Here is an 11,226-nt window from a genome sequence, read left to right as displayed (position 1 = left end):
GTGGCGGAATGGCAGACGCGCGCGACTCAAAATCGTGAGGGAAACCGTGGAGGTTCGAGTCCTCTCATCGGCACCATATTTTAAACTCAAACTCTTAAGATCATTATGATCTTAAGGGTTTTTTTGTGTTTATACAGCTAAGTACCTAAGACGACACTACTTACAATCATAAACAGAACATGTCCGTAAAAAATATGTAAAATACCGGTTTACAATACTATTCATCTAGTGTACTATGTAACTATAACACAAGGACACTGGAGGCGGAAGTAGATGAATCCAACTATAAAGAACAATGATAAAGAACCTGTTCTTTCCATGAAGAATGTAACGAAACGTATTGGAAGCAAAGCGATAGTAGATCGTTTGTCATTTGATATTCATAAAGGACAGATCGTAGGTTTGCTTGGCCCCAATGGAGCAGGCAAGACGACAACGATTCGTATGATAGTCGGCCTCATTCAAATGACAGAGGGCGATGTGATCATACAGGGAAATAGTATTAAAAATGAATTTGCGAAAGCAATTAGCCATATAGGAGCTATTATCGAGAATCCAGAATTCTATCCCTACATGACAGGGAGAGATAATCTGAAACAGTATCAGCGGATGTCAGCAGGTGTAACCGATGAGCGGATCAAAGAAGTTGTTGAGCTTGTAGGTTTGGAATCAGCGATGAACAAGAAGGTGAAGGCTTATTCACTTGGCATGAGGCAGCGCCTTGGTATTGCTCAAGCTTTGTTAGATCGTCCATCTTTGCTTATTCTCGATGAGCCGACGAATGGTCTTGATCCAGCAGGAATCAGAGAGATGAGACAATATTTGCAACAGATAGCAAGTACAGAGGGAATCTCCATTCTTGTATCAAGTCATCTGTTGTCCGAAATGGAATTGATGTGCAGCAGGGTAATCGTTATCCAGCAAGGGAAATTTGTTACCGAGCGTGATTTGAACGAGAAGATCGAACAAACTCAAAACATTTCAGTTGCGCTTCGTGTGGATGACGTTGAGCGGGCATCACTTGTAGCTGCCAAGATAGAGGGAGCACAGATCGTCCAGAACATAGAAAAACATAACGACCTTATCCTCTCTCTCCCGAATGAATTAATTCCCGATGTTATCGCGCGGTTAGGAAATGAACAAATTAAAATTTATCGCATTATAGAAACGAAGGCAACGCTGGAAGATGAGTTTTTGAAATGGACTGGAGGTAGTCGAATTGCTTAACTTTGGGGGATTAGTACAAAATGAATGGCTGAAGATGTCAAAAAAACGCAGCTTTATGATCGCATTTGCGGTTATGCTCATTGCAATTGTAGGTATTACTTTTCTAATATGGAAATTATCCGTGGTGGAATCTCCGGATCTAGTCATAGAGGAGCAGTTTAAATCTGTACTCGATTTCACAGCAAGTATGATGTCTGCCACTGGACTCGGTATGGTGATCACGATCATCTCCATTATTTTTACAGCAGGTATTGTGGCTAAAGAGCATCAGCTAGGTACGATCAAGTTTTTGCTGATTAGAGCGCATGGCAGAAACAAGATATTAGCTTCAAAATATGTGGCTGCTCTACTTTTTGTTAGCTCCATTATTGTATTCTCGTTAGTGGTATCTTTCATATCAGGCGGATTTGCATTCGGATTTGATACGAGTACAGGTCAAGAGACATGGAGTGGTGTGGCCGAATCGGTATGGTATCAATCCGTTTACACTTTCATTTATGTGACATTAACGTTTATGGTCAGTATCTTGACGAGATCCTCCGGTGCAACAATCGGTATTGGAATGGCAGCAGTACTTATTGAAGGACCCTTACAAATGTTATTATCAAGATATGATTTCTCAAAATACTTGTTATTTATGAATACGAACTTATCCCAATTTTCTGAATCGGGGTCAAATGGAGGCATCGCCTTTCCCAGCCTAGTCTGTGCAGCCTATGCGGCTTTGTTTCTAATCATTGGTTTCGTTGCTTTCAAAAAAAGGGACATATAGCCGGAATGTTTTTCATTAAGGCACAGAAGGGAGCATTAGTATTATGACAATTGAATTTGATAATAATCTACCGATCTATTTGCAAATTATGAATTATATAAAAAAAGAAATTATTACCGGAAAACTGAAGGCTGGCGATAAAATACCGGCGGTACGGGAGTTAGCGTCAGAGCTGCAAATTAATCCGAATACCATTCAGCGTACCTTTCAAGAGCTGGAGCGTGAACAAATCGTTGAGACCAAGCGGGGACTTGGCCGATATGTAACCAGTGAGGAGTCGAAAATTATGGAAATCAAGAAGGAAATGGCAAGTGATCTGCTCGGCCGATTTATACATGGCATGCAGGAGCTTGGATTCGCCAATCATGATATCGTCAACATCGTATCGAAAGCAGTGGAAGAAAAGGATAATGAATAGGAGTGAATTAACCGTGGAGAACATATTGCAATTGAATGATGTATCCAAATCCTATGGAGGAAAAAGAGCGTTAAACCAGGTGTCGCTTCAATTGGGGCCGGGCAAAATAATCGGCTTGCTTGGCAGCAATGGCAGCGGTAAAAGTACAATTATGAAGCTTGCTGCAGGCCTTATACATCCAGCCTCAGGTACCATTCAAGTTGATGGCAAGCCAGTGGGTTTAGAAACAAAAAAGATAACCTCCTTTATGCCAGATCGTCCGTTGACGGAGAATTGGATGCGAGTTGAGGATGCGTTATTATTTTATCAGGAGTTTTATGCAGACTTTGATAAGACGAAAGCAGAAGACATGCTAGGCTTTATGAAATTGAACAAGAGGGATCGTGTTAGAGCATTGTCCAAGGGAATGAATGAGCGTTTGCAGCTTACGCTTACGTTGTCGCGAAACGCTAAGCTTTATTTGCTGGATGAGCCAATCGGCGGTGTTGATCCCGTAGCAAGGACAAAGATTCTAGATGCGATCGTTAACTATTATAACGAGGAGAGCAGCCTAATCGTCTCGACCCATCTTGTACGTGATATTGAACGGATTTTTGATGAGGTGGTTTTCATACGTGATGGAGATATCGTTCTCCATGATGAGGTGGAGAATATCCGTCTCAAGCACGGAAAAGGCATCGATGAAATGTTCAAGGAGGTATTCGGAGAATGATTAAGCTGCTGAAATATGATTGGAAGAGAAATAACGACGGTATTCTTAGTACATTAGCGATATTAGTTATTGTGCAAGCAGTGTTCAACATCGTCGGATTCATGAAACACTGGGACGAAAGTGTCCTTTTAGGTTTTAGCATATTCGGTTACGTACTTGCATTTATGTTATTAGTTATCCATTGCTTCAGGACATTCGACAGCAATCTGAAGTCGTACAGCCGCAGGTTGCTTCCACAGCATCCCATAAAGGCAATAGGGGCATCTATCCTGCTCTGTTGGATCGTTTTGGGCTTGATTCTGGCTATAGTAGCTATCCATATCCCCATATTTGCAGCTTTTTCAACTATAGATTTTTCGTTCTTTAGAGACAATGTTAAGTTTGAAGGAGCAGCTAAAGGCATTGCAATTCTAGAAATCGTATGGGCCTATACAGCATTCATAATCTCCATTCTCGCATCGATTGCCGTTGCAGGATGCTTCCGGTTTAAGGGAGCAGCATGGATCGGAATTGTTTTCTTCTTTGCTAGCCAAACCTTAGCCGTATGGATTGATAACTTATTGTTTGGAAGCAATGATAGTGATTTAGGACTTGTATCGATTATTGGTGAATTCGGAGAATCGAGCAGTGTAACAGTAAGCACGAATTTGGATATTGGTTATTTATTCGGACCTTTCTTGCTTCAGCTTGTGTTTATGGGAGCTTTCTTGTATCTTACCGTCTATCTAATGAATAAAAAGGTAGAGATTTAGTAAAAAGCATAGTTGAAAGGCGCTTAAGGAATGAAATCCTAGAAGCGTCTTTTTGTTTTTTAGAATAGGATTTCACGTAAGCGCTTAAAATGGTAGAATTAGACAAGATACGTTATGGGTTGGGAGGAGGGCGGTACGTGGGGTTTGGCAAATCGATCAGAACTCGCCTCATTATTGGGTTTATGGCAGTTATGCTGCCGGTTGTCGTATATATGTTGATCAATAATAGCTATTCGCGTGATATTGTAAGGGAGAAGGTTTCGGAAACCTATCGAAATACGCTCGATATTTATGTCGGCCAAACCGATCATAATTTGTCCCAAATCAACGATTATCTATACAAAATGTCTGTTCTGGATACCGACGTCGGACTGCTTATGTCGTTTCCTATGGACAGTGATGGCTACACACTTACGAAAATACGGATCGATGCGAAGCTGAATAGAGATGTCGGCGTTTATAATTTAATTGATGCCGTTTTTTTATATCACCCGGATGACATTATTTTCGGAACGGAAAGCATATACAACGATACCAAAAAAATAATCAAGACGCATATGGATACGCTGACATCGGAAAATAATTTATTGCATAATGATCAGCATACCTGGGAGGTGCGAGAGGATAACCGCATGCCTGGGAAATTTTTTCTCATTAATTACATAAAAGTTTCGGATCGTTTGTACGTAGGGGCGATGATTAAGGTACAAGAAATCAATTCCATGCTGTCCATCCAGTGGAGCGATGGAGATATCGGCCACAATGGCATCTATTTGCGAGAGGGAGATCAGCTGGTGGCACCTCTCACAGAGAATACAGCGCCGCTCGAGCTGAGCTACAAATTATCAGAAAAGCCCTATGAGTCATTAACAGATCGTGAGACAGGAGCTAGCTATCTGGTGATGAGCCGGATGAGCGACATGGTCAATATTGCGTATCGTGTCGTTATACCGGAGGAAACGCTGCTGCGTAATCTGTTGTTTTTCAGAAATGCTACGTTGTTTGCTCCAATTGGCTTTTTGGCCATTTTGCTTATTTACTTGTTTTTTATGCGAAACATGCTCTTTAAACCACTGCATGAGCTTATTCTGGGTATGAAAAAGATATCGCTGGGTATGCTCGATGTGAGGTTGAAAAAGAATAAAACATTGGAGTTTGAGTTTCTGGGCAATACGTTTAACGTGATGGCTGAGCAAATAAAAACGTTGAAAATTGATGTTTATGAGGAGCAGCTTCGTGTGAAGCAAGGCGAGCTTAAACAGCTGCAGGCGCAGATTAATCCACATTTTTATATGAACAGTCTTAACATCATCTATAATTTAGCGGCGCTTGGCGATACGGATTCAGTCAAAAAAATGTCACTTCATCTAGCTGACTATTTCCGCTTCATCATGAAAGCCAATCGTGATACGATTTCACTAAAGGAAGAATTGCTGCATATTGAGAATTATTTGACGATCCAAAAAATTCGTTTTCCTGATAAGCTGCAATGCCATTTCGAAGGCATGGAGGAGCTGATGGAATACCCAATTGCGGCATTGACTATCCAACCCTTCGTGGAAAATTGTATCATTCATGGATTCAAAAATAGGCGTCAGCTGTTTCAAATGAAAATATCGGCAATACGCAATGAAGATAACGGTTTTACCTTAACGATTAGCGATAACGGGATCGGATTTGAGCCGATGGTACTGGAGAAACTGCGGAAAAAGGAGCCTCTTCAAGAGGGTGAATCAAGCAGACTTGGGATTATGAACGTCATACACAGGCTGCAGCTGCTCTATGGAGAGCGAACCTCCATTACATTTGGGAATCAAGCAGAAGGCACCGGGGCTATCATTACGATTGTATTTCCAGGGCTTACGGAAGGAGCGAGAACGGTTGTATAACTTATTGGTTGTAGATGATGAAGAAATTGCAATTCGAGGAATCGTAGAAGGAATTGATTGGTCTACGCTGCCTATTGCGAATATTTATACTGCGATTGATGTAGAGGAAGCACAGGCCTTACTGAGTGAGAACACCATTCACATTATGGTCTCTGATATCGATATGCCCAACCTTAGCGGTATCGATTTACTGGAATGGGTTAACGAGCATTCTCCCTCAAGCGTTACGATTTTTCTGACTGGACACGCGGATTTCAAATATGCGCAGCAGGCTGTTCAACTGGGCTGTTTCGACTATTTGCTAAAGCCCATTGACCATAATGCGTTGAAGGCATGTGTGAATGAAGCGCTCAGCAAAGTAAAGGAACTTGAGCAGCTTGCCAAAATCAAAGACACGTACAGCTTGTTTTATGAGCAGTGGAGCAAGCAACGGCCTATTCTCATCGAGCGCTTCTGGCATGATGTGTTGCATTATCGATTGTCTGCCGCGCCACTGCAGCTAGATGCTTCCTTGCAAACTTATGCCTTGCCGCTTCAGTCGAACAGCCCGCTGCGGGTAGTCCTTATTAGTATCGAGCAGTGGCGTGAAGAGTGGTCAGCACGTGATGAGGAAATTATGACTTACGGTATCAAAAATGCAGCTGAAGAGCTTGTACTAGATGGAGAACCAGGACATATCGTCCAAGACGTGAGTGGAATTCTTTACGTTCTATTCTACGGAACAATGGATAATGAGGGACAATCGGCCACCATTATAGCAGAGCGATGTGAGACATTCATTAATCGGTGCAAGATCATGCTGCATTGTTCGCTTTCTTGCTATATTGGAGAGCTTTCGCAAGTGAAGCAGCTAAGGGAGTGTGTACAAGGACTGTTATCTATGGAGCGGAGCAACGTAAGCAATACATGCTCGGTACTTCTAGAAAAGGAGCATTCTCATGAGCAGGGAGTAAACATTCCGCAGGCAGCACCATTCTCAGATTGGTCGTTGCTGCTCGAATCGGGCAAGCAAACTGAACTGGCACAGCGGGTGGATGAGTTTTTTGATCATATGCAGCAATTGAAGGTTGACTACACCTACATGGCATCATTTTACTATGGCTATATGAATATGCTCTTTCAATGGCTTAATAAGAAATCGGTACAGATGACGGATGTGTTCAAGAATAGAGAGTGGGAAGTGAGTGAGAACGTCCTCAAATCACTGCCGCGGATGAGAACGCTCACGCAGCAGTTGAGTCTGCAGGTAGCAGAATATGCAAACCAGAATGGGAAGGACGTTTCTCAGGTGGTGGAGAGAGTACAGCGTTATATGGAGGAGCATCTTGGCGAGGAATTCAGCAGAGAGCAGGCGGCAGAGTCTGTCTATTTGAATCCTGCTTATTTGTCACGCTTGTTCCGCAGAGAGACAGGGTATTCTCTGACAGATTATTTGGTGCGGCTGCGAATTACAAAGGCAAGGATCGAGCTTGAGAAAACAAACAACCGCGTCAGCGATGTTGCGATTAACGTAGGATATGGAAACTTTTCGCATTTCTCGAAGCTATTTAAGAAGACGACAGGGCTAACTCCACAGGAATATCGCAAAAAATTTCAAAATGTATAATCGAAAAGTCATTTGACCGTTAATGCGGTCACGGCGCCGACAGCTGTCGGCGTCTTTTTTTTGTACAATCAGATCAGAGAAAACAACACAGTGTGTTAGAAAGAGGAGGGGGAAGGCGATGGCAAAAACTACGACAGAGACGGTTGCAGCTGCCTATATTCCAAAGAGATCAGTAAAAAAAATAACGCAAATTAGTATTATCAAAAAATATTGGATGTTCTATCTCATGATGCTACCTGCTATTGTATTGCTGATCCTAAACAATTACATTCCGATGTTCGGAATTATGATTGCGTTCAAAAACATCAATTATGCGGACGGTATTCTAGGAAGTCCATGGAGCGGTTTAAAAAACTTTGAGTATTTGTTCAAAACATCAGATGCGTGGATTATTACAAGGAACACCCTATTGTACAATTCAGGATTTATTGTTCTTAATCTTTTCTTCCCGCTCGCATTCGCGATCATGCTGAATGAAATTAAGAACCGATTTGTTGCAAAGCTCCACCAAACCGTAATGTTTCTTCCTTACTTTCTATCTATGGTCGTTATCAGCTATCTAGTATTCGGGTTTCTGAGCGACGAGCATGGTTACTTGAACAGCTCGCTCCTTCCGGCGCTTGGGCTTGAGAGTGTACAGTGGTATTTCACTAAGGAAGTATGGCCGTACATCCTGCCGATCGTAAACACATGGAAGAGCATGGGTTACTTCACAGTCATTTATATGGCAGCGATCATCGGAATAGATGATGAGTATTATGAAGCCGCAACCATTGACGGAGCAAGCAAATGGAAGCAAATGACGAGTATTACAGTACCGCTAATTATGCCTGTTATCACGATTATGACACTTCTTCAAATTGGTAAAATATTCAATGCAGACTTTGGTCTATTCTTCCAGGTACCGAGGGAATCAGGAGTATTATTCCCAGTCACGAATGTTATCGATACGTATGTATATCGAACCTTTCTAACGGTTGGTGATATTGGTCTCTCATCTGCTGCAGGTTTGCTGCAATCAGTCATCGGATTTGCACTCGTATTCTTATCCAACTGGGTGGTTCGACGTCTGAACAAAGAAAATGCACTGTTCTAGTTTTAGTAGCATGACCGTTTATTCTTACGAAAATATGATGGAGGTGACCCTATGGAAGCAAAAGAGGTCATAGCATCCGGAGCCGGATCTAATCCCAAAAACCAATTGTCTACGCCAGCTTCTCTAGGTATCAATGTATTCTTTATTATCTATTCCTTACTTTGTGTTATCCCGCTCGTATTAATTGTAATGGTATCCATTACAGACGAAACGGCTGTCGTGACCAATGGCTATCAATTCATTCCTGCTAAGTTTGATCTTGGAGCTTATCAATTTCTATTCAAAGATGCGACCCAAATTTTACGTTCTTACAGCATATCCATATTCGTGACGATCGTTGGAACGACGCTCAGCCTCGTAATCATGGCATTGTATGCGTATCCAATATCGAGATCAGATTTCCCGCATGCCAAGTTCTTCACTTTCTTTGTTTTCTTCACGATGTTGTTCTCGGGCGGACTTGTACCTTGGTACCTCGTTTATGCACAGACGCTGGGTCTGAAGGATACATTGCTCGCTCTGATTATGCCGCTTCTCGTGGCTGCGTTTTTTGTCCTCATTATCCGTACTTTTTTCCAAACAACGATACCAACTGCGATCCTTGAGTCTGCGAAGATTGACGGCGCAGGAGAGCTTACTATCTTTCTGAAAATCGTACTGCCGCTTTCACTTCCCGTATTAGCGACAGTAGCGCTCTTTCAAACATTGACGTATTGGAATGACTGGTTTCTAAGCCTTGTGTTCATCACAAAGGATGGCAATATTACGGTTCAATATCTCATGTACAAAACGATGCTGAACATCCAGTTTCTTGCTAACAACAGTACAGCGGCAGCGGCGATTAAGGCAGCCGGCGGTACGTTCAGATTTCCGAGTGAGACAGTACGGATGGCGATGGTGGTTGTCGGAATTGGGCCAATCATATTCGCATATCCATTCTTCCAGAAGTATTTCGTCAAAGGACTCACTGTTGGTGCTGTTAAAGGTTAAGTACAAGGTCAATTTTTCGTTTGGCTGTAGCCGGTATTTCCGGTTTAGCATATAAACCTAATTTTTGAGGGAGGTCCACCCGCTATGAAGCAAGTTAAACAAAAAACATCTATGCTTCTACTTTTGATGATGTCCATCGTACTAATCGTGTCTGGATGCTCAGGAAATGGCAACAAAAACAATGCAGAGCCTACTAAGGAACCTGCAGCAGAGACCGAAAAACCGGCAACGACAGAAGAAGCGCCTTCAACTGAATTGGCGCCTTATCAAATCTCACTCGTGTACCCTGGAACGCCGCAAACGGATGAGAAGAAGATCGAAGAAGCACTGAACAAAATCCTTACTGAAAAAATTAATGCAACGATCGATCTTAGACCGATTGATTGGGGCGCATGGGATGACAAAATCAACCTGATGGTTGCTTCGCAAGAAGAAGTAGACATCGTGTTCACGGCACAATGGAATGGTCATGCCAAATATGTAGCAAAAGGAGCATTTCTTGAGCTAGGCGAGCTTCTTGAGCAATATGGCAAAGGCATTACGGAGTCTCTAGATCCTGCCTTTATCGAGGGTGCCAAAATCAACGGTAAAAACTATGCGGTTCCAACCAATAAAGAGCTTGCAGCACTTGGTGGCATTGTTTACCGCAAAGACGTGACAGATGAGCTTGGCATTGACATGTCGAATGTGAAGACACCTCAAGATCTCGATGCTGTCTATGCGGTCATTAAAGCGAAAAGACCTGACTTGACTCCACTGTACACAACAGGTGGCGCGTTCAACTCCCACTTCTTCGCTAACTATGATTTCCTAGGTGATTCGACAATTCCAGGTGCGATTCTCAAGGATGCGGACGGTACAACGGTATCGGCAGTTGAGCAAATCGAGCGCTACAAGGAATATTTGAACCTAACTCGCGATTACTTCAAAAAGGGTTACATTAATGCTGACGCAGCAACAACTCAAGTATCCTCTTCAGATGCTTGGAAAGCAGGTACAGTATTCTCCACATTGGAGCCATTGAAACCAGGTAAGGATGCTGAAGTAGCGAGCGCGGCGGGTCTATCGGGTAAGCTTGCACAAATCTCGATGAGCGAGAAAACAGTTGCAACATCAGAAACAGCGGGATCAATGCTCGGTATTTCTTTCACATCGAAAGACCCTGCTCGTGCGATGATGCTGATCAACCTTCTTCACACGGACAAAGATATTAATAACATTTTGAACTTCGGTATTGAAGGCGATCACTTCACGAGAAATGGTGAAATCATTACGGCAACAGGCAACACAGCAAATTATAACCCAGGCTCCGCATGGATGTTCGGCAATCAGTTCCTTAACTACGTATGGGATACTGAGGATCCAGAGAAATGGGCGAAATTTAAAGAGTTCAACCAAAATGCTAAAGTATCTCCAGGTCTTGGATTCGTATTCGACAGTGAGCCAGTTAAAGCAGAGGTTGGCGCATTGGCAAACGTAATTCGTCAGTATCAAAGAGCTTTGGAAACAGGTTCAGTTGATGTTGACAAAACGTTGGTAGAGTACGACAAAAAACTCAAGGATGCAGGCGTAGATAAGGTAGTTGCTGAGAAACAGAAGCAATTCGACGCTTTCATTGCAAGCAAATAATACACATGCCATTCTAAAATAAGATCAAAAACCCGTGCCATCAAATGGCGCGGGTTTTTGCGTTGTATATACTTGTGCTTGCTTTTTTTTGTGTATTCTTTACAATTAAGCTAACAAATTCAAATAAACATCGCA

General features: G+C 42.5%; 10 protein-coding genes. All 10 read left to right on the top strand.

Translation table 11 applies throughout. From position 1 onward, the window contains the following. Positions 1 to 273: 273 nt before the first annotated feature. The gene (locus FGT79_RS11950; protein ID WP_138752861.1) at positions 274 to 1,227 is read left to right on the top strand and encodes an ABC transporter ATP-binding protein; all 954 of its coding nucleotides are present in this window, start codon (positions 274 to 276) and stop codon (positions 1,225 to 1,227) included. Then, entirely contained in the window at positions 1,220 to 1,999 is a 780-nt protein-coding gene (locus tag FGT79_RS11945) for an ABC transporter permease (RefSeq protein ID WP_246096289.1), read from the top strand. The genes FGT79_RS11950 and FGT79_RS11945 overlap by 8 nt, the downstream gene beginning before the upstream one ends. A gap of 43 nt (positions 2,000 to 2,042) precedes the next feature. Continuing rightward, positions 2,043 to 2,417: a GntR family transcriptional regulator gene (locus tag FGT79_RS11940; RefSeq protein WP_138752860.1), complete on the top strand. Its 375-nt coding sequence runs from the start codon at positions 2,043 to 2,045 to the stop codon at positions 2,415 to 2,417. Between the two features lie 13 nt (positions 2,418 to 2,430). Then, entirely contained in the window at positions 2,431 to 3,129 is a 699-nt protein-coding gene (locus FGT79_RS11935) for an ABC transporter ATP-binding protein (RefSeq protein ID WP_171056187.1), read from the top strand. After that, positions 3,126 to 3,881: a hypothetical protein gene (locus tag FGT79_RS11930; RefSeq protein WP_138752858.1), complete on the top strand. Its 756-nt coding sequence runs from the start codon at positions 3,126 to 3,128 to the stop codon at positions 3,879 to 3,881. Before FGT79_RS11935 ends, FGT79_RS11930 begins: the two co-directional genes overlap by 4 nt. A 137-nt stretch (positions 3,882 to 4,018) precedes the next feature. Continuing rightward, positions 4,019 to 5,770 carry a sensor histidine kinase gene (locus FGT79_RS11925; protein ID WP_138752857.1) on the top strand — a complete coding sequence of 584 codons (1,752 nt, stop codon included), beginning with the start codon at positions 4,019 to 4,021 and terminating at the stop codon, positions 5,768 to 5,770. Further along, the gene (locus tag FGT79_RS11920) at positions 5,763 to 7,376 is read left to right on the top strand and encodes a helix-turn-helix domain-containing protein (RefSeq protein WP_246096287.1); all 1,614 of its coding nucleotides are present in this window, start codon (positions 5,763 to 5,765) and stop codon (positions 7,374 to 7,376) included. Before FGT79_RS11925 ends, FGT79_RS11920 begins: the two co-directional genes overlap by 8 nt. Before the next feature lie 118 nt (positions 7,377 to 7,494). Further along, a complete protein-coding gene (locus FGT79_RS11915) occupies positions 7,495 to 8,472 on the top strand; it encodes an ABC transporter permease (protein WP_138752855.1) in 978 nt (325 codons plus the stop codon). 51 nt (positions 8,473 to 8,523) lie between these two features. Further along, positions 8,524 to 9,462, top strand: a complete 939-nt coding sequence (locus tag FGT79_RS11910) for a carbohydrate ABC transporter permease (protein ID WP_138752854.1) — start codon at positions 8,524 to 8,526, stop codon at positions 9,460 to 9,462. Positions 9,463 to 9,546: 84 nt separating this feature from the next. Continuing rightward, positions 9,547 to 11,091: an ABC transporter substrate-binding protein gene (locus FGT79_RS11905; protein WP_138752853.1), complete on the top strand. Its 1,545-nt coding sequence runs from the start codon at positions 9,547 to 9,549 to the stop codon at positions 11,089 to 11,091. Positions 11,092 to 11,226: the final 135 nt, after the last annotated feature.

The organism is Paenibacillus sinopodophylli, from assembly GCF_005930355.1.
In the GTDB taxonomy this organism is placed as follows: domain Bacteria; phylum Bacillota; class Bacilli; order Paenibacillales; family Paenibacillaceae; genus Pristimantibacillus; species Pristimantibacillus sinopodophylli.
The sequence above is the reverse complement of the archived record's forward strand: the minus strand, read 5'-3'. Positions and strand labels throughout refer to the sequence as shown.